Raw genomic sequence first — 17637 nt, 5'->3', positions numbered from 1 at the left:
ACTTTACGGAAGTTTTCGCGCGTGATGGATCGCGTGGTGGTCGAGTTCGTACGCCACGCGGATGAGCGGGACGTGCGTGAACGCCTGGGGGAAATTGCCCAGCTGGCGGTGGGTGAGGACGTCGTACTCCTCGGCGAGGAGACCGACGTCGTTGCGCAGGAGCAGCAGGCGCTCGAAAAGGCGGCGGGCGTCGTCCTCCCGGCCGGTCAGACGCAGGGCGTCCGCGAGCCAGAAGGAACAGGCGAGGAAGGTTCCCTCGCCACCGGTGAGACCGTCGGGGCCCGCGGTTCCACCGGGGACCGTCGAGTAGCGGCTGACCAGGCCGTCGTCGGTCGCGAGTTCGCGCTCGACGGCGGCGACCGTGCCGACGACGCGCGGGTCGTCCGGCGGCAGGAAGCCGGTCCCCGGGATGAGCAGCAGCGCGGCGTCGAGCGCGCGGGAACCGTAGGACTGCGTGAAGGTGGCGCGGACCGGGTCGAAGCCCCGCTCGCAGACCTCCCGGTGGATACGGTCGCGGATCTCGCGCCAGCGCGCGACGGGCCCCGGGCGCCCGTGCTCCTCGGCCATGCGGACCGCCCGGTCGAAGGCCACCCAGCACATGACCTTGGAGTGGACGTGGTGGCGGGGTTCGCCGCGGGTCTCCCACAGACCCTGGTCGGGGTGCGTCCACACCTCCTCCAGATGGTCGAGCACGGCCTGCTGGAGGGAGAGGAGATGCCGTTGGGGGCGCAGTCCGGAGCGGAGGGTCAGGTAGAGGGTGTCCATCAACTCACCGGGTACGTCGAGCTGTTGCTGAGCGGCGGCGCCGTTGCCGATGCGTACCGGGCGGGACTTCTCGTACCCGGCGAGCCAGTCGGCCGTCCACTCCGTCAGCCGGCGCTCGCCGCCGATGCCGTACATGATCTGGATGTCCTTCGGCCGGCCCGCCACCGCCCGTTCCAGCCAGCCGCGCCAGGCGTCCGCCTCGGCGGTGAAGCCGCTGCGCAGCAGGGCCTCCAGGGTCATTCCGGCGTCGCGGAGCCAGCAGTAGCGGTAGTCCCAGTTGCGGACGCCGCCGGGCTGTTCGGGGAGGGAGGTGGTGGGGGCGGCGACGATGCCGCCGGTCGGCTCGTAGGTGAGGGCCTTGAGGGTGATGAGGGAACGGACGACCGCGTCACGGTAGGTGCCGTCGTACGAGAACGGGCGCAGCCACTGGCTCCAGTACTGCTCGGTGCGGCGCAGCGCGTCGAAGGGGTCCACGGTGTCGGGGGTGGGCAGGTGGGAGGGGTGCCAGGTCAGGACGGAGGGGATCCGTTCGCCCGCGGTGACGGTGAAGTCGGCGGTGTGGGCCTCGCCGTGTCCGGTCAGCGCGACGGGCGTGGACAGCCACACCGACTCCGGGCCCGCGATCCCCGTCAGCTGCCCGTCCACCCGGTGCATCCAGGGCACGACGCTGCCGTACTCGAAGCGCAGTCGCAGGTCCATGCGCAGGGCGACCGTGCCGGCGTTGCCCTCGACGATGCGTACGACGCAGGGGGCGCCGTCGCGGCGCGGCATGAAGTCGACGACGGTGGCCCGGCCGGTGGCGGTCTCCCACTCGGTCTCCAGGATGAGGGAGTCACCGCGGTAACGACGGCGGACCGTCACACCCTCGCCCTCGCCCGTGTACGCGTCCGCCGGGGCGATCCGCCAGCGGCCGTTGTTCTCGTCGCCCAGCAGCGCGGCGAAGCAGGCGGGCGAGTCGAAGCGCGGCAGGCACAGCCAGTCGAGGCTGCCGTCGCGCCCCACGAGGGCGGCTGTGAGCAGGTCTCCGACGAGGGCGTAGTCCTCGATCCGTCCCGGCATGCTGCCAGTGTCGATGTGGTGGGGGACGGGGGCATCTGGAAGGGACATCTCGAACCGGGCGTCCCGAACCGGGGGCGTCCCGAACGGGCGGAATGCCTCACCCGGTCGGACCGGTGCGCTGGTGGGCGGTTCCGGCAGGTGGTGCGGTGAGGTGGAGATCCCGCGCCCGCAGCAGCCGCATGAGCGGGAGAAGCCGCGTAGTCAGCGGGAGAAGCCGTAGAAGCCGTTGAAGCCGTAGGAGGCATTCCGCGATGACCCGTCCGCCCGGCCCGCCCGGCCCGCTCGGCCAGTTCCGCCTCTCCCGTCGTCGTACCGTCCCCGCGGCCGTCCCGGTCCTGGCGGCGGTGGCCGCGCTGCTCACGACCGCCGGGTGCTCGGCCGGCGATGGCGGCGGCTCCCGGGCGGCGGCGGGCGACACGGCGGTCTCCGCCTCGCCCGTGGCCGGGAAAGCCCCGTCGTCGTCCCCCTCGGTCACGGTCGCCCGCACGCTCACCGAGGCGCAGGTGAAGTCGGCGCTGATCACCGACAAGGACCTGGGCGGGGACTGGACACCGACGCAGGGCGCGGCGACCTGGCGGGACGCCCTGCTCAAGGGCAAGGCGGACGTCGCCGACTGCCAGCGGCTGCTGGACGGCCTGTACGCGGAGGACCTGCTGGGCGAGCCGACCGGGGCCCGCGCGGTCACGGGCCTGGACGACACCGACGACGGGACGCAGGTGCGGTACCAGGTCGGGGCGTACGACCGGGCGGCGCTGGACGCGTCGCTGGCCTGGCTGAAGGCCGTGCCGGGGAAGTGCGGCGAGTTCACGGCCACGGACGTCAGGGGCGGGGAGCTGTCGGTCCAGGTCGTCGCCTCGCCCCTGCCCGGCGTGGGCGAGGCCCGCGAGAGCCTGCGGGTGACGGTGTACGGGGAGTCGGGCGGCGCGAACTCCAAGCTCAGCCTGGACTTCGCCGCGGTCCGCGTCGGCGACAGCGCCCTGTCCGTCACCAACGGCGGCCTGGACGGGGTGATCGCCGAGTCCACCCGGCAGGCCGCCCAACTCGGCACGCAGCGCCTCCAGGACGTACTCGCCGGAAAGAAACCGGCGGCCCGCCCGGCGAACGAGGACGAGAACGAGAACGAGGACGGCTGACCGGCCCGGGGCGTCCCTGGTCAGCCCTGGTCGGCGAAATAGCGCGCGACCGGGGCCAGTCCCCGGTCGCGCGGCGGCGCGGGGCGGGGCAGGGAGGTCAGCAGCCGCCGGACCCCACAGCCCGGCCGCCGATCTCAAGCGTGACGGAGGCGGTGGACGCCGCAGGGGCGGAGCAGCAACCGCCGCCGCCCTCCCCGGTCTGCGCCTCCTCCGGCTCGTCGAACAGACCCGCGCCGCCGCAGACGCCCGTTTCCGGGAGCGTCAGCTCCACGCGCTCGGCGGCCTCGTGGTCCCCGGCCAGGGCCGCGGCGAGGGAGCGGACCTGCTCGTAGCCGGTCATCGCGAGGAACGTGGGGGCGCGGCCGTACGACTTCATGCCGGCCAGGTGGATGTCCCGCTCGGGGTGGGAGAGTTCGCGGACGCCGTGCGGGTAGACCGTGCCGCAGGAGTGGACGTTCGGGTCGATGAGCGGGGCCAGGCGCACGGGTGCCTGGAGACGTTCGTCCAGGCCGAGGCGTACCTCCGAGAGGAAGGAGAGGTCGGGCCGGAAGCCGGTCAGGACGATGACCTCGTCGACCGGTTCGAGACGACGGCCGTCCTCGGCGACGAGCACCAGCCGCCCGCCCTCCCTCTCCAGCGCCTCGGCGCCTTCCAGCGCCGCGACCCTCTCCAGCGCCGCGACGCGGAAGCCGGTGGCGGCGGAGGCGTACCCGTCCGCCACGGCCGCCTTGGCGCGCAGCCCCAGGGCACCGCGGGCGGGAAGCGCGTCGGCCTCGCCACCGCCGTACGTGTCCGCGCCGAGGCCGCGGCGCAGGATCCACACCGCGTGCGTCCCGGGCGCCTCCTTCGCGAGGTCGGCCAGGGCGGCGAGGGCCGTGAAGGCGGAGGCGCCGGAACCGACGACCGCCGTACGCCGGCCCGCGTAACGGGCGCGTACGGCGGGGTCGTTGAGGTCGGGAACGCGGTAGGAGACGCGGTCGGCCGCGGCCCGCTCGCCGAGCGCGGGCAGTCCGTCCGCTCCGGCCGGTCCGGGCAGGGACCAGGTGCCGGAGGCGTCGATGACGGCTCGGGCGGCGATCCGTTCCTCCCCGCCGTCGGCCCGCCGGACGTGCACGGTGAAGGGCTGCTCCTCCCGGCCGGAGTCGACCACGCGGTCGCGTCCGGCGCGGGCGACGCCGATGACGGTCGTACCGCACCGGACCCGGTCACCGAGGACGTCGGCGAGCGGCTGGAGGTAGCGCTCGGCCCAGTCGGCGCCGGTCGGGTACGTCGCCGCGTCGGGCCGTGTCCATCCGGTGGGCGCGAGGAGCTTCTCGGCCGCGGGGTCGACGACCTCGGCCCAGGTGGAGAACAGCCGTACGTGAGCCCACTCCCGGACGGCGGCACCGGCGACCGGACCGGCCTCCAGGACCAGCGGTTCGAGGCCGCGCCCGACGAGGTGGGCAGCGGCGGCGAGCCCGACGGGCCCGGCACCGATGACAACGACGGGAAGACCGGTGGTGGTGTTTTCGCTGCTCATCGACACACTCACTCCTGATTCGACACCTGATTGCCCAGCTGATTCGACGTCTATCGATATAGCCGATACACGGAGCTTGCCTCACTGCATCGACAGCTGTCAACATAGACAGATGTCGAATTCAGGTGCGGTGGAGCAGGTGGAGCAGATGGAGCAGGTGCAGATCGTGGAGCTGGACGATCGAGCGACCCCGGCCACCCCTGCCACCCCGGCCACCCCTGCCACCCGGGCCACCCGGGCCACCCCTGCCACCCGGGCCTCCCAGGCCACCCGGGCCACCCAGGCAGCCCTTGCGGCGACGGCGGTGGCCCCCTGCTGCCCTCCCCTGACCGAGCGCCCGCTCACCGTCGAGGAGGCCGAGCGGACCGCCACCATGTTCAAGGCGCTCGGCGACCCGGTCCGGCTGCGGCTCTTCTCGCTGGTCGCCTCGCACGAGGGCGGCGAGGCGTGCGTCTGCGACATCTCCGATGTCGGCGTCTCCCAGCCGACCGTGTCCCACCACCTGAAGAAGCTCAAGGAGGCGGGCCTGCTGACCTCCGAGCGCCGCGGCACCTGGGTCTACTACCGCGTGGAGCCGAGCGTGCTGGCGGGGATGGGCCAGTTGCTCACGAGCCCCCGGCCTCAGCGCTCGCCCGGCCGGTGACCGCGCGCCGTCCACCGGCGTTCCGTGAGCGACTCCGCCAAGTGGTCCACGAATTCGACGAGCCGGTCCAGCCGGAATCCGCCGCGGGCCACCCGGAATCCGTGCCGACGGCCCCAGAACGCCGCCTGGACGGCATGGAACTGGGCCCAGCGCCGCACGCGTTCGCGATCGAGTTCCCCGGTCTCGGCGAAGACGTCCAGGACGCGGTGGGCGGCCCCGCGCAGGTCGTCCACCCCGATGAGCGTCAGCGCGCGGGACTTGAGCAGCGTGCCGCCGTCGTAGGCGGGGTCGCCCGCGTAGCCCTTGGGGTCGACGGCCAGCCACGGTTCGCGGTCGCCGCGCAGGATGTTCCGGGCGTGGAGGTCCCCGTGGACGACGACGTCCGGCTGGACGCGGCCGAGTTCGCGGGCGGTCGCCACCGCCGTGTCCACCACGTCACGCGGCAGGGTGTGCGCCAACTCCTGGGCGTCCTTGAGCAGTTGCTCCTCCCAGCCCGCCGCCTGCTCCCGTAGCCGGGGGAGGCCCGGCGGAGCCGGGACGGCCAGCCGGCGACTGAGCCGCCCCGCGACCGTCACCACCTCGTCGCCGTCCTCGACGTCCGCCAGCGCCGACGCCTGGGCCCGCTCCAGCAGCATCGCGAACCGCTGGTCGTCGCGCTCGTGCAGCTGGACGGCTCCTCGTCCGCCCCACACCTCGAACGCGTCCGGCTCGTGAACGTTGCCGTGGTGCGGGAACGACACCTTCAGTACGGCGCTTTCCGCCAATTCGGCGCTTTCCGTGGCCCGCCGTCGCACCGGGACGACGACCCCGACACCGCCGTGCATGACCTCGCCGTCCCGCACGCACTCCCACTGCCCCAGCAACTCGTCCACGATGCCGGGCAGCTCGGCGAGCCAGGCCGCGCCGGGCTCGCCCTCCCGCTCGACGGTGCTCCGGGCGAACACTTCCGGTACGTCGATCATCCGGGCACCCTACGCGGCACCCACACACTGAACGGCCCCGCCCGGTGGTGAGACACGATGCTGTTGGCGAATCCGCGGGGCGAAGCAATTGTCGCGTGAGTCCCAGCGACACGCCGGGTTTACGGCGTGTCGCTGGGACTCACGGCCCACTTGCCGCACTCGGACTCGTCCCCGGCAACGCACCGTGCCCCGTACTCCGGTTCCGCCGTCGTGTCCTGGACGATCGTGAAGGGCACGTAGCGGAAGGTCCGGCGAGTCATCCGCCGTGCTCCCGTCGCTGGTGCTGACGCATCAACACGTTGGCGTCGGTCACCTTGCTGCCGTCGAACTCGGCGCGCGCTGCCTTGCGTTGCCCATCGAGCTCGGCGCACGCCGCACAGCCGGGGACAGGAACGGGCGGGCAGGTCAGGTCGTAGCCCGGCCCACGCACCGCGCCCCGACCGGCACGGTCGTTGACCGCCTTCACCTCGGCGCTCAGCCGCTCCGCCATGGTGGCCGGACGGATCCGCGCAGGGTCGGCCTGCCACTCCCGGCCACCACCCACCGGGCGCAGCATCGCGTACGGCCCCGCCTTGTCCCGGTACTCCCCGACCTTGCCGGCCACCGGGTCGTAGACCAACGCCCCAGGGTTCAGGGGCTGCTCCTCCGCCTGCTGCGTCATCGTCGCTCCATGCACGTCCGTGTGCGCACCCCGAGTAAGTGGGTAGTTACGCACTGCGTTCCAGTCACTACCAACATGACCGATCGGACAGGCCGGACACACCGGTGGACTGTCACCGAACGCCTTGGGTGACAGCGGTTCGATGAGACGAGAGGTGCGGCACAGTGGAGTTGACCAGCGAGGACGGCAAGCTCACGCCACGGGTGAGGCTCGGCAGGCGTCTCCGTCGGCTCCGCGAGCGCAAGGGGCTGTCACTGCGCCAGCTCTCCGAACGGGTGGGCGGCTACTCGCACAGCTACTTGGGGCGGGTGGAGTTGGGGGAGCAGCTGCCGTCGGGGGCGTTGGTGAACACGCTCGACGAGTACTTCGATGCGGACGGGGTGTTGGTCGAGTTGCTGGAGTTGGCGCAGGACACCCTGATTCCGGACTACTTCCGGAAACCCTTCGCCAAGGAACAGGAGGCCGTACGTATTCAGGTTTTCACCAGCAGCCTCGTCCCCGGACTCGCCCAGACTCCTCACTACGCGCGGGCGCTCATCCGGAGGTCACTGCCGGGCGAGACCGACGAGCACGTCGACGAGCGGGTCTCCATTCGCATGAACCGGCAAAGAATCCTGGAACGTGAAGAACCGCCCTTTTACTGGGTAATTATGGATGAGTCCGCACTTAAGCGAAAAATTGGCAGCGCAAAGTGCATGAAGGAACAGATGTATCGCCTGTTGGACCTGACGGCCCGACCACGCGTGACCGTGCAGGTCCTGCCTTTCGACAGGGGGGCTTACCCCATGCTGGGCGGAAGCCTGACCTTGCGGACCATGTCCGACGGCGAGACGATCGCGGCTATCGAGAGCTTCGACTCCGGTGAACTAGTAGAGTCCCCGGAAAGGGTTCTTGAGCAGACGCAGAGGTTCGACATGGCGCGCTCCCTGGCCCTCACGGACGATGAATCGCTCGATCTGATCCGCGTATACCTGAAAGAGTACGAAGTTGAAGACGATTCCTGACGCATCGGCTCTCCCCTCCTGGCGCAAGTCCAGTTACAGCGACAACGGGGCAGGCGGTTGTGTCGAGGTCTCGGACGGCTACGGCAATGGCGTTCCCGTCCGTGATTCCAAGGCGCCGCACGGCCCCGCGCTCATCGTCGAGACGGTCGCCTGGTCGTCGTTCGTCGATGCCGTCAAGGGTGGGAAGTTGCCCACCTGAGCCCTCGCAGCAGAGCAGACCCCGGAGTAACCGGCCCTCGCCAGTGGCGGGGGCCGTCGTTGTCAAGGACGCGTCGGCCGAACGGTCGTACGTGGACCAGGTCCTGGTCATCGGGTAACCGAACGTGCGGGTTGAGTAGTGGGAAGTGGCTGGGGGTGGTCCTTCAGGTGAAGCGTGCGCGAGGATGGGGTTATGACCGCGGCCCATCGCGCCATGGCTCTTCTGGAGACCTGGCCGAACCTGGTAAGTGGCCCGCCCCGGTGCGCCGTTGGGCATGCCTTCGCTTCGGCAGGACACGAGCTCGTCCACTTCCACTCCGACGACTCCGCCGACCTCTACCTCACCCGCACGGCCGTCGAACGCCTGCTGCCCCAACTCGGGCACGCCAGCGCGATCAGGGTCCGCCCCGGCGCCTCCTGGATCACCGTGCTCCTCGACTGCGACGCCGACGTCCAGCTTCTGCTGGGCCTCGTGAGCGTCGCCCTGAAGGAGCACGGCGCGGTCACGCCCCGCCGCCCCTCCCCACCGTGCGACTGGGAGCGGCCACCGGTGGTCCCCGGCCCACGCCCGGGAGCGGCCCGGCGCATGGTGGACCGCCTCCTGCCGCACGGTCACTGACCGGCACATTCGCTGATCGGCACGGCCGCCGGACAACGCTGTCATCAAGGCCCCCGCACCTGCAACTAATGCGCAGTAAAGGCCGGACCGCGTCTTGCCCCGCATCCGACCGGCAACCGGGAAAACCCGCGGGCCCATCCACCTCAGCGCGTAGCGTCGTCGCTCGCGGTCGGTGCCGCCCCCACCACGTCCACCCGCGATCCCGGCTTCAGGACCTTGTACAGCCACATCGCCTCGTCGTACCGCAGGCCGATCGCGCCGCCGGTGATGTCGTAGTTGCCGGGCGCCTTCTCGTCCCAGGTGAGGGCGAGGAGGTAGTTCGTACGGTTGTCGGGGGTGCGCAGTGTCATCACCCAGGGCGCCTTGACGTCGTACCCGTTCCAGCCCGCCTCCGCGGCGGGCACCATCGCCGCCTCGTACTTTTCGGTGACGGTCATCAGCCCCGTCGGTGTCGGTGACTTGGGCGAACCGGAGGAGATGGCCAGCGTCCGTCCCTCGACGGTCATTTCGCGCCGCCCGAGATCGACCGTGGCGGCGACCTCCGCCGGACCGGCCTTGGCGGCCGACGGCGGCGCGGACGCGGACGCGGTGGGCCCGGCATAGCTCGCGGCGGGCGAGGTCGTCCTGGGCTCCCGCCCACCCGTGAGGGCCACGGTCAGGACCAGCGCGAGGGCCGTCGCGGCCGAGGCGCCGACCGCGGCGAACGAGGCCTGCCGCCGACGCCGGCGACGTACCGCACGACGCCGGATCTCCGCACCCGGAACGGGCACGGGCATCTCATGGTCGTGGGCCAGTTCACGCAGCGAGATGGCCAGTTCGGAGCCAACGGACCAGCCGTCGGGGCCGTCGGCCCCGTGCGCCGCGCCGGGCTTGAGCTCATCGGACACGGCCGCCCTCCCTCTCACCCAGTTCGTCGGTCTCGCCGAGCTGTCGCGCCAGCGCCGCCCGGCCACGGGACAGCCTGGCCTTGACCGTCCCCACGGGCGCACCGGTTTCGGAGGCTACCTGTTCGACACTCAAGTCGCACAGATGGTGCAGAACGACAGCCCTGCGCTGCGCCTCCGGGAGGTCCCGCAACGCCCCGATGAGCGCGGTCCGTTCGGGACCCGGACCAGGTGTGTGCTCGGGCAGCGGATGGCGACGCATCAATTCCAGCCAGCGCCGTGCCCGCCGCCACCGACTCACCGCGAGCCGCATCGCGACCGTACGGACCCACGCCTCGGGGGCTCCGTCGGCGAGGAACTCCCTGCGCCGGTCCCAGGCGCGGACGAACGCCTCCTGGACGACGTCCTGCGCCTCGCCGTGGTCACCGGTGAGGGCGTAGAGCTGCCCGGTCAGCCGGGGGAACGCCGCGGCGTAGAACCCGTCGAACTCTTCCTCGGTCATACCTCCCGCCCAGCCCCCCGCCGTTGTCTTCGGATGTCCTGTGCAACCCGGCTGCCTCCGCCGTGCGTACAGGTCCCGTACGTCAAAGACGTCACAGACGGCACTGAGGTTACGGACGTCGGCGTACATCGAAGCACAAGGCACCACGCAGGGCTGAGCCGGAGGGAGTGGCGCGCGTGAGCGCGCTCGACTGACCATGGACGACGACTTCACCGCCCTCGCCGGGGAGTACTGGCCCCGGCTGACGCGTACGGCCCGTTTGCTCACGGGGGACTCCGCCGAGGCGGAGAGACTCGCGAGAGCGGCGCTCACCGAGGTGTACGCGCGGCGGCGGACCCCGCCCGACGACGCGGAGTTCTATGTCCGGCGTGCCCTGGTACGGGGCTTTCTGCGCGGCCGGACACGGCCGTTCCTCCGCTCCGGGCGCACCCCGGAGTCGTACGCGCCCGATCAACTCGACCCGCTCACCGAGGTGTTGGCGGGTCTGCGGCCCCGCCGCCGGGCCGTCGCCGTCCTGCACGACTGGGACGGCCTGCCGCACCGCGAGATCGCCGCACTCCTCACCTCCTCGCCGGGCGCGGTCAAGGCGGACAGCCGCCGGGCCCGCAAGGCCCTCCGCGCCCACCCCGCGTACAGCGGGTCCCCGCGCTTCGGGGGCTCGTCCGTACCGGGCCGCCCCGGGAGCACCTCCGCATCGCACACCGCCATACCCTTCGCCGTCCTCCCCGCCATCAAGGAGGCGGGCCGCACCCGCCGGAGAATCCGCTGCCGCACCACGGCCGCGCTCACGACGCTCGGTGCGCTGCTCCTCGTACCGCTGGTCCTGGGTGCCGTGCGCGGCACGGACTCCGCCGCAGGTCAGCGGTCAACTCCCGTCGCCAGAACGGCGGTTCGGGTCGTCACCCCCGGCGAACGGGTCGCCGCCGCGCCCGGTGTCGAGCTCTGGCTCACCAAGGACGGCAAGCACTGGTCGACCCCGAGGGAGACCAAAGTCCAGCAGGCCCAGAAGAGTTCGGCCCCCACCATCACCCTGGAGTCGGACCCCGTCTCCGGGAAACGCCTGTTCCTCTCCGGCGTCCTCCAGGGCCAGGGCTCCCGCGAGCCGTCCCGCGTCGAACTCACCACTCCCGACGGCACGTTCACGGCCCGGGTCCTCACCCTGGCGGGCAGCCCCGGCTGGTCCGTCTGGTACGCGGACACCCAACTCACCTACGAGGAGCTGCCGTCGAGCGAGGTCACCGTGAAGGCCTACGACTCCGCCGGCACCCTCCTCGCGCAGATGGACACCCCCACCACATGAGCTCCCCCCGCCATACCTCGCGCAGCCGTCTCCGCACCCTGCGCAGTCACCTCCGTACCTTGCGCAGCCATCTCCGCACGCTGCGGAACCGCCTCCGCCGCACCCGCCCCCGACGCCTGCGGCGCGCCCTGGCCGCACTCCTCGTCCTGTTCCTCACGGCGTGCGCCGCGCTCGTCGTCGCGTACCGGATGACCGAGATCCCCGACCCGCACCCGGAGACGGTCAGCCAGAGCACGGTCTTCGTCGACGCCGAGGGCGAGTACCTGGGCCGACGCGGGCCCGTCGACCGCCAGGACATCCCGCTCAAGCAGGTGCCCCGGCATGTGCAGGACGCGGTGATCGCCGCGGAGAACCGCTCCTTCCGTACGGACTCGGGGGTCGCCCCGGCCGCGATCCTGCGGGCCGCGCTCGCGACCGTGACGGGCGGCGAACGGCAGGGCGGCTCCACCATCACGCAGCAGTACGTCAAGAACGCCCTGCTGACCCCGGAGCAGTCGCTGAGCCGCAAGGCGCGCGAGGCGCTGATCGCCGTGAAGCTGGACCGCACGCGGTCCAAGGACGAGATCCTGGAGGGCTACTTCAACACGGTGTACTTCGGCCGCGGGGCCGCCGGTGTCGAGTCGGCGGCGCGGAACTACTTCGGCGTGGGCGCGAAGGACCTGACGGTCTCCCAGGGCGCGGCCCTCGCGTCGATCGTCAACATCCCCTCGTACTACGAGCGGGCGGGCGCCGACGCGAAGGTGACCCGGACGCTGGAGCGCCGCTGGGTCTGGGTGCTCGACGCCATGGCGGCCTCGGGCGCGATCAGCGAGCGCGAGCGGACGGATGCCCGCTTCCCGGCGTTCCGCTTCTATCCGCCGGGCGACACGGACGGCGGGCGCCAGTACCTGATCGACGCGGCGTCCGCCGAGGCCGCCGACCGGCTCGGCATCACGGAGGACCAGCTGGCGCGCGGCGGCTACAAGGTGCACACCACCTTCGACCTCGGCCTCCAGGACGCGACGGCGGAACTGGTCCGCGACCGTACGCCCGCGGCCACGAAGGGGACACGGCTGCACACCGCGGTCGTCGCGACCGTCCCCGGCGACGGCGCGATCCGCGTGCTGTACGGCGGCTCGGACTACGCGCACCAGCCGTTCAACGACGCCGTCGACGGGGCGGTGGAGGCGGGCACGGCGACCGAACCGTTCGCGTTCAAGGGCCTCTGGCCGGGCGAGCCGCTGACCGACGTGCTGAAGGAGGCGGCCCCGACGCCCGTGCGCCTGAACTCGGCGTACGCCGCCGTCGCGGCCGGGGGCACGTACGCGGCCCCGTACACGGTCACGAAGATCACCCGCGCGGGCCGTACGGTCCACACGACGGATCCGAAGACGCGGGCGTCGATGGACGAGAAGCAGGCGACGCTGATCACCGCGCTGCTGCACGCGTCGTCCGCTTCGGGTTCCGCGCTCGAACCGGTCGCGGGCAAGGTCGACGCCGCGTCCCTGCCGGCGACCAGCCATTCCGCGGGCGCGGGCAGCGGGCCGGGGGCCCGGACGGTCTGGCAGAACGTCTACTCGTCCCGGCTCGCCCTCACCGTCGCCCTGTTCGCCGAGCGCGGGGGCAAGCCCGCCCGGGTCGCGGGACTGACCGGCGCGTTCCCGCCCGCCGAGCACGCCGCGCTGGAGGCGGGCGAGCTGTGGCAACTGGCGGGGTCGCCCGGGGCGGGGGCGCCGGAGGCGGGGGGCTGGAAGGGAGCCTGGGCCGGGGCCGGGGCCGGGGATGTGTCCGGGGACGGGGGCGGGGGCGGAAGCAAGGCCGGGGACGAGGCCAGGGCCGGGGACAAGGTGTCGGCCGAGGACAAGGCCGCGGCCGACAAGGAAACCGGGGTCAACGACAACGCCGGAGCCGAGGACAGAAGCAAGCCCGGAGCCGGAGCCGGGGTCGAGGACAAGGAGGGGACCGACGACGGGGTCGGGGACGACGGGGTCGAGGACGGCGCCGGCGTCACCCGGAAGGTCCCGTCCGTTGGTGAGAAGGAGGACGGCGTGGTGCCGTGAGAGGGTGCCCGGTGACCAGGTCCAGCCCACCCCGCGCATCCTGCTCACCCAGGCGGAGCTGACGGCGATCGCGAACGCGGTGGACCGTGCCGAGGGGATCGGGGAACACGCGGAGCGGCTGCTGGCGGAACTGACGCTGGCCCGGCAGATCCTCGACGGCTGCCCGGCCGGCATCGCCGTCATGGACCGCGAGCTGCGCTACCTCTACGTGAACGAAGCGCTGGCCCTGCTCAACGGCGTCCCGGCCGCCGACCACATCGGCCGCCGGCTGCGGGACGTCCTGCCGGACCTGGAGTCGTCGGAACAGCTCCTCGAACAGGTGCTGCGCACGGGAGTGCCGCAGGTCGTCACGGTGGGCGGGCAGACCCCGGCCGACGGGACGGGCAACGGGACAGACGACGGGACGGGCGACGGGACGGCCGACGGGACGGGCGACCGGACGGGCGACAGCCGGTGGTGGCTGGGCGCGTACCACCGGCTGTCGACGTCGTCCGGCGAGATCATCGGAGTGGCGGGGGTCCTCCTGGAGATCACCGACGCACTGCGCGGCCGCGAGCACCTCGTACGGGCGGGCAACCGGATGGCCCTGCTCGACGAGGCGAACCGCGCCACCGGCGCCACACTCGACCTCCGGCAGGCCTGCCAGGCACTCGCCGACCTGCTGGTCCCGCGCTTCGCGGACTACGCGGCGGTGGACGTGGTCGACCCGGAGGGCACACCCCGGGTGCCGTCGGAGCACTACCCGCTGCGGCTGCGCCGTATCGCGCTGTCCACCACCCCGGACCTGGCGGAGGCGTCCTCCCCGCTGGGCCGCCTCGGCGAGTTCGTGATCTACCGGGCCGGGTCCCCGATGGCCCGGGTGCTGGCCGACCGGCGCCCGCTGATCCTCAGCCACCCCGACGACGAGTCGATGCGCCAGTTCTCGCCGTCGCCCGAGCGCAAGGAGCACCTGCTCCGGATGGGCGCGCACTCGGGGATCTACCTCCCGCTCGCCGTCCGCGAGGACCTGGTGGGCGCGGTGATGGTGTTCCGGGCCGGAAACTCCCCCCAACTCACCGACGCGGACGGCGAGTTGCTGGGCGACCTCACCGACCGGGCCGCCACCGGCATCGCCCACGCGGTCCGCTACACGCACGAACACGAGACGGCCCTGGAGATGCAGCGCGCCTACCTGAACGCGCCCACGGTCACGGGCCCCGGCGTGGAGACCCTGGGCCGTTACCTCCCGGCGGGCTCGGGCGCGGAGGTGGGCGGCGACTGGTACGACACGCTCGCGCTCCCCCACGGCCGGACGCTGCTGGTGGTGGGCGACGTCATGGGCCACGGAGTCCGCGCGGCCGCGGCGATGAGCGAGTACCGCTCCGTACTGCGCACCCTGGCCATCCAGGGCAGCACCCCGGACCTCATCCTCCTCCAGGCCGAACGCACGGCGCTGACCCTGGAGTTGGACAGAGTGGCAACCTGCCTCCTCGCCCTCCTGGACCCGCACCGGGAACGCGCCACCTTCTCCAACGCGGGCCACATCCCGCCGCTCCTCGTCACCCCCGACGGCACCCGCACCCTCCTCGACCTCCCCGTCGCCCCACCCCTGGGCGTGGGCCTCGGCTCCTTCGCGGCCACCACGGTCCCGCTCCCCCCGGGCTCCGTCCTCCTCCTGTGCACCGACGGCCTGGTCGAACGCCGCGACCGCGACATCGAAACGGGCCTCCATACCCTCGCCACCCTCCCGATCACCCCGACCGCACCTCTCCCCACCCTCCTCGACACGGTCATCACCCACCTGGACCCGGCCGCCTCGGAGGACGACGTGGCCATCCTGCTGGCCCGCACGACGAGGCCCGGAGGTTAAGGGGACGGGGCCGGATGGGCGGGCTACCACGGGCGTGGGTGAACGGTCCGGGGTGAACGACCCGGGGTGAACGACCCGGTTGGAACGGTCAGGGGTGAACGGTCGGGGGTGAACGGTCGCGGGTCAGGGGCCAGGGGTGAACGGTCGCGGGTCAGGGCCGGGGGTCAGGGGCCGGGCTGCGACAATCGCGGAGCCGACCGCGCCGCCGCGTGGGCGCGTCCGGCCCGGTCGACCGGGCACACGACAACCACTCCGGGCCCCTACTGGTTCTCCGGGTTCTCCGGGTTCTCCTGGTTCTCCTCCGGACCGCTGTCGGGGACGAAACGGAACGGCGGGTCGAACGGCCCCATCACCAGCAGCTGGGTGGCTGGGGCAACGCTGTCGACCAGCCGCTGGTGCGAGGCCGCGGGGCTCTTCTCATGCGGGTGCGGAAAGTCGGCCCGCTCAGCGGGCTCCATCCGTACCGCGTTCTCGCTCGCCTGCTTGATCCGGCCCCGGAATTCGTTCAACCAGCCTTCTTGGGGGCCGTTCCTCTCGAAAACCCTCAGCATGGCGATCTCGATCTCGCGTGCGGAGAAGCCGGACAGGTCGGGCGGTGTCATCCGAGCCAGATCCCTGGCTGCCTTGAGGTAGACCGCCTCGTCGTCGGAGGTGATCATCGGTGGAAGTCCTTCCCCAGTGGAATGCCGTCTGGACGGCGGCTGTCTGTGACAGCCGCCGTCCAGAGCACATGTCGTTCAGGCGATGGCGCGGATGACGTAGGGCAGCGCTGTACCGACCACGTCGAGCGCGTCGTCCCAGAAGTTCTTCTTCTCGCTTTCGCTCAGGCCGGCCGGCAGTTCCACGTCGATCTTGCCGACGGCGGGGCGCCCGTTGTGCTTGAAGTCCTTGGTGACCGCGTCGATGATGATCGGCGCCGCGATGCCGATCAGCGTTTCCACGAGACCGAAGAACTTCGGGTCTCCCATGCGGGCCGACGGGACCGCCTTCGAGATCTCACGGTGCACATCGGCCGGATCGGCGGCCTTCGAGTAGCCCTTCCTGGGGCTGCCACTCTTGGTGAGTTCGTCGAGAACGGCCGGCACGACCACCCGCGCCAGGCGGGCCGCGGAGTCCCAGAAGCCCTTGTCGAGGAGATTGTCGGTGTCGGACACGGGCTGCCGCACCGCATAGCTCTTGCTGTCCGTGGGAATCGCGGCCGCCATGGCGGGGGCGAGGACGGCGGCGACCGTCTGTGTGTCCAGCCCGTAGGACACATCCGTCGTGAAGCCGAAGGCCGACTTTCCCTTACCTGCCGCCTTGACTCCGGCAAAAATCTTTTCGGTGGCTGCGTCGACCGACTTTTCGAGTTCTACCGTGCTCATTCCCTTTACCTCCCAGGTGTGACTTTCCGTCGAGACTCCTTCGCCCGTTCCGTGGGCGAAAGCTTTTTGGGCGCCGCCTGCGTAGGCCACCTCTTTGAGCATCTCCTCGACCTGGTGGATCATCTCCTTGCTTTTCGTCTGCTGCCTGGAGATGAACGTTTCGGTGAGGAGGTACGGATGATCCGAGGGAGCGAAGACACAGGGGGTCTGGCTCATATTGAGGTCCGCGATACGCGCCACGGACCGGTCACGCAGGGTGGAGATGGAAATCGACGGGTCCATCTCCGCGGTCAGGGCGTACGTGAACGCCGAGAGCCAGTCGGTGGCCTCGCTGCCCGCCGCCGCGGTCTGGTCCGCCTGACAGGCCGTGAGGAGCACCCCGTTCAGCTCGTTCGCGCCGGTGATGGCGCCCTTGGTCATCGGCGCCTTGTTGGGGACGTGCGCCATGTTCCGTGCCAGAGACGCCTCGTTGCGCAGAGCGGTACGGCCGAAGGGCTTGAGTGCGTGCGCGAGGCCCACGGACTTGGCCCGCTCCATGAGTTTCTCCCGGGGCGGGATGAACACCTTGGCCCGCACGCTCTGTGGCAGGCCCATGCGGAAGAGCGCCTTCTCCATACCACCGGAGTGGCAGGAGTCGAGCACCACGGTGAGGACGCCTGACGGGAGAAGCGCGGTGCGGTCGGCGAGTTCCGTGTCCTCCAGGAACTCGTCGTACGCGCAGAGCACTTCGGTCATGACGTCACCCTTGAGGTAGCGATAGCCGTGGGAGGACTGGAAGAAGACCAAGCGGTCGCCCTCCTGAGCACCGTCCATCAGCCAGTCCAGGCCGTCCCGGGTCGCCGCCAGGGTGGCGTCCGAGTTGTGCAGCACACGGATCCCGGACTCGTCGAAGTCGAGCCGCCGGAGCAGGTGGGTGAAGGCCACGGTGTCGGCGACGCAACTGTTGAGGTTGTTCAGCGGATCCGGATACTCATCGATGCCGATGAGCAACGCGCGATCTGTCATCGCCCATCCCTTTCTCTATTTCTTCTGCATGCCGTACCTGCTGCACAGAATCGATTTTCCAATGCGCGGTGGGAACCGAAGCAGAGCAACGTGCGTCCGCCAGCAGAAGGAAGGTTTGGCCGTATCGGCTT

At 71.3% G+C, this 17637-nt stretch carries 17 protein-coding genes; 8 read left to right on the top strand and 9 right to left on the bottom strand.

Annotated elements, in window-relative coordinates; all coding sequences use genetic code 11:
- Window positions 1-3: 3 nt before the first annotated feature.
- Window positions 4-1824 (bottom strand): glycoside hydrolase family 15 protein, encoded by a 1821-nt coding sequence (locus OHA11_RS23915; protein WP_266499491.1) that lies wholly within the window; start codon window positions 1822-1824, stop codon window positions 4-6.
- 251 nt (window positions 1825-2075) lie between these two features.
- Here OHA11_RS23915 and OHA11_RS23910 point away from each other — a divergent pair, with 251 nt between their 5' ends.
- Complete coding sequence (locus tag OHA11_RS23910; protein ID WP_266499489.1) at window positions 2076-2957, top strand: hypothetical protein; 882 nt, start codon at window positions 2076-2078, stop codon at window positions 2955-2957.
- 97 nt (window positions 2958-3054) lie between these two features.
- Here OHA11_RS23910 and OHA11_RS23905 read toward each other — a convergent pair whose 3' ends face one another.
- Entirely contained in the window at window positions 3055-4476 is a 1422-nt protein-coding gene (locus OHA11_RS23905) for an NAD(P)-binding domain-containing protein (RefSeq protein WP_266499488.1), read from the bottom strand.
- A 304-nt stretch (window positions 4477-4780) separates the two neighbouring features.
- Between OHA11_RS23905 and OHA11_RS23900 the strand changes: the two genes are divergently transcribed.
- A complete protein-coding gene (locus OHA11_RS23900; protein WP_266507405.1) occupies window positions 4781-5119 on the top strand; it encodes a helix-turn-helix transcriptional regulator in 339 nt (112 codons plus the stop codon).
- Here OHA11_RS23900 and OHA11_RS23895 read toward each other — a convergent pair.
- The 3 genes from OHA11_RS23895 to OHA11_RS23885 form a co-directional block, all read right to left on the bottom strand.
- Complete coding sequence (locus OHA11_RS23895; RefSeq protein WP_266499486.1) at window positions 5098-6081, bottom strand: aminoglycoside phosphotransferase family protein; 984 nt, start codon at window positions 6079-6081, stop codon at window positions 5098-5100. The two genes, OHA11_RS23900 and OHA11_RS23895, sit on opposite strands and share 22 nt — an antisense overlap.
- A gap of 119 nt (window positions 6082-6200) precedes the next feature.
- Window positions 6201-6341 (bottom strand): hypothetical protein, encoded by a 141-nt coding sequence (locus tag OHA11_RS23890; RefSeq protein ID WP_266499485.1) that lies wholly within the window; start codon window positions 6339-6341, stop codon window positions 6201-6203.
- Window positions 6338-6742 (bottom strand): hypothetical protein, encoded by a 405-nt coding sequence (locus OHA11_RS23885; protein WP_266499482.1) that lies wholly within the window; start codon window positions 6740-6742, stop codon window positions 6338-6340. Before OHA11_RS23885 ends, OHA11_RS23890 begins: the two co-directional genes overlap by 4 nt.
- A 164-nt stretch (window positions 6743-6906) precedes the next feature.
- On the opposite strand from OHA11_RS23885, the gene OHA11_RS23880 reads away from it, so the two are divergent.
- The 3 genes from OHA11_RS23880 to OHA11_RS23870 all read left to right on the top strand — a co-directional run bounded on the left by OHA11_RS23880 (window position 6907) and on the right by OHA11_RS23870 (window position 8563).
- Window positions 6907-7746, top strand: coding sequence for a DUF5753 domain-containing protein (locus OHA11_RS23880; RefSeq protein WP_266499480.1), 840 nt, complete (start codon window positions 6907-6909; stop codon window positions 7744-7746).
- On the top strand, window positions 7730-7945 hold the full coding sequence (locus OHA11_RS23875; RefSeq protein ID WP_266499478.1) for a DUF397 domain-containing protein: 216 nt from the start codon (window positions 7730-7732) through the stop codon (window positions 7943-7945). Before OHA11_RS23880 ends, OHA11_RS23875 begins: the two co-directional genes overlap by 17 nt.
- A 192-nt stretch (window positions 7946-8137) precedes the next feature.
- Window positions 8138-8563: a luciferase family protein gene (locus OHA11_RS23870; protein ID WP_266499476.1), complete on the top strand. Its 426-nt coding sequence runs from the start codon at window positions 8138-8140 to the stop codon at window positions 8561-8563.
- Between the two features lie 143 nt (window positions 8564-8706).
- On the opposite strand, the gene OHA11_RS23865 is transcribed toward OHA11_RS23870, so the two are convergent.
- Window positions 8707-9450, bottom strand: coding sequence for a L,D-transpeptidase (locus OHA11_RS23865; RefSeq protein ID WP_266499474.1), 744 nt, complete (start codon window positions 9448-9450; stop codon window positions 8707-8709).
- Window positions 9440-9949, bottom strand: a complete 510-nt coding sequence (locus OHA11_RS23860; RefSeq protein ID WP_266499471.1) for a SigE family RNA polymerase sigma factor — start codon at window positions 9947-9949, stop codon at window positions 9440-9442. Before OHA11_RS23860 ends, OHA11_RS23865 begins: the two co-directional genes overlap by 11 nt.
- A gap of 196 nt (window positions 9950-10145) precedes the next feature.
- On the opposite strand from OHA11_RS23860, the gene OHA11_RS23855 reads away from it, so the two are divergent.
- Genes OHA11_RS23855 through OHA11_RS23845 form a run of 3 tightly spaced genes read left to right on the top strand, consistent with a single transcriptional unit; the run spans window position 10146 to window position 15137 of the window.
- Window positions 10146-11249: a sigma factor-like helix-turn-helix DNA-binding protein gene (locus OHA11_RS23855; protein ID WP_266499469.1), complete on the top strand. Its 1104-nt coding sequence runs from the start codon at window positions 10146-10148 to the stop codon at window positions 11247-11249.
- Window positions 11246-13288 carry a transglycosylase domain-containing protein gene (locus OHA11_RS23850; protein ID WP_266499467.1) on the top strand — a complete coding sequence of 681 codons (2043 nt, stop codon included), beginning with the start codon at window positions 11246-11248 and terminating at the stop codon, window positions 13286-13288. The genes OHA11_RS23855 and OHA11_RS23850 overlap by 4 nt, the downstream gene beginning before the upstream one ends.
- Before the next feature lie 4 nt (window positions 13289-13292).
- Window positions 13293-15137 (top strand): SpoIIE family protein phosphatase, encoded by a 1845-nt coding sequence (locus OHA11_RS23845; protein WP_266499466.1) that lies wholly within the window; start codon window positions 13293-13295, stop codon window positions 15135-15137.
- A 260-nt stretch (window positions 15138-15397) separates the two neighbouring features.
- Here OHA11_RS23845 and OHA11_RS23840 read toward each other — a convergent pair whose 3' ends face one another.
- Together OHA11_RS23840 and OHA11_RS23835 are read right to left on the bottom strand one after the other, a co-directional pair.
- A complete protein-coding gene (locus OHA11_RS23840) occupies window positions 15398-15796 on the bottom strand; it encodes a hypothetical protein (protein WP_266499465.1) in 399 nt (132 codons plus the stop codon).
- A 78-nt stretch (window positions 15797-15874) separates the two neighbouring features.
- Window positions 15875-17506 carry a caspase family protein gene (locus OHA11_RS23835; RefSeq protein WP_266499463.1) on the bottom strand — a complete coding sequence of 544 codons (1632 nt, stop codon included), beginning with the start codon at window positions 17504-17506 and terminating at the stop codon, window positions 15875-15877.
- Window positions 17507-17637: the final 131 nt, after the last annotated feature.

Origin of the sequence: Streptomyces sp. NBC_00878 (assembly GCF_026341515.1) — a bacterium.
Taxonomy (GTDB): domain Bacteria; phylum Actinomycetota; class Actinomycetes; order Streptomycetales; family Streptomycetaceae; genus Streptomyces.
This window is presented reverse-complemented; position numbering and strand designations above follow the sequence as displayed.

Coding starts and splice junctions, on each gene's coding strand:
- OHA11_RS23915 (WP_266499491.1), bottom strand. CDS start 1,824: ATGCCGGGACGGATCGAGGACTACGCCCTCGTCGGAGACCTGCTCACA.
- OHA11_RS23910 (WP_266499489.1), top strand. CDS start 2,076: ATGACCCGTCCGCCCGGCCCGCCCGGCCCGCTCGGCCAGTTCCGCCTC.
- OHA11_RS23905 (WP_266499488.1), bottom strand. CDS start 4,476: ATGAGCAGCGAAAACACCACCACCGGTCTTCCCGTCGTTGTCATCGGT.
- OHA11_RS23895 (WP_266499486.1), bottom strand. CDS start 6,081: ATGATCGACGTACCGGAAGTGTTCGCCCGGAGCACCGTCGAGCGGGAG.
- OHA11_RS23890 (WP_266499485.1), bottom strand. CDS start 6,341: ATGACTCGCCGGACCTTCCGCTACGTGCCCTTCACGATCGTCCAGGAC.
- OHA11_RS23885 (WP_266499482.1), bottom strand. CDS start 6,742: ATGACGCAGCAGGCGGAGGAGCAGCCCCTGAACCCTGGGGCGTTGGTC.
- OHA11_RS23870 (WP_266499476.1), top strand. CDS start 8,138: ATGACCGCGGCCCATCGCGCCATGGCTCTTCTGGAGACCTGGCCGAAC.
- OHA11_RS23860 (WP_266499471.1), bottom strand. CDS start 9,949: ATGACCGAGGAAGAGTTCGACGGGTTCTACGCCGCGGCGTTCCCCCGG.
- OHA11_RS23855 (WP_266499469.1), top strand. CDS start 10,146: ATGGACGACGACTTCACCGCCCTCGCCGGGGAGTACTGGCCCCGGCTG.
- OHA11_RS23850 (WP_266499467.1), top strand. CDS start 11,246: ATGAGCTCCCCCCGCCATACCTCGCGCAGCCGTCTCCGCACCCTGCGC.
- OHA11_RS23840 (WP_266499465.1), bottom strand. CDS start 15,796: ATGATCACCTCCGACGACGAGGCGGTCTACCTCAAGGCAGCCAGGGAT.
- OHA11_RS23835 (WP_266499463.1), bottom strand. CDS start 17,506: ATGACAGATCGCGCGTTGCTCATCGGCATCGATGAGTATCCGGATCCG.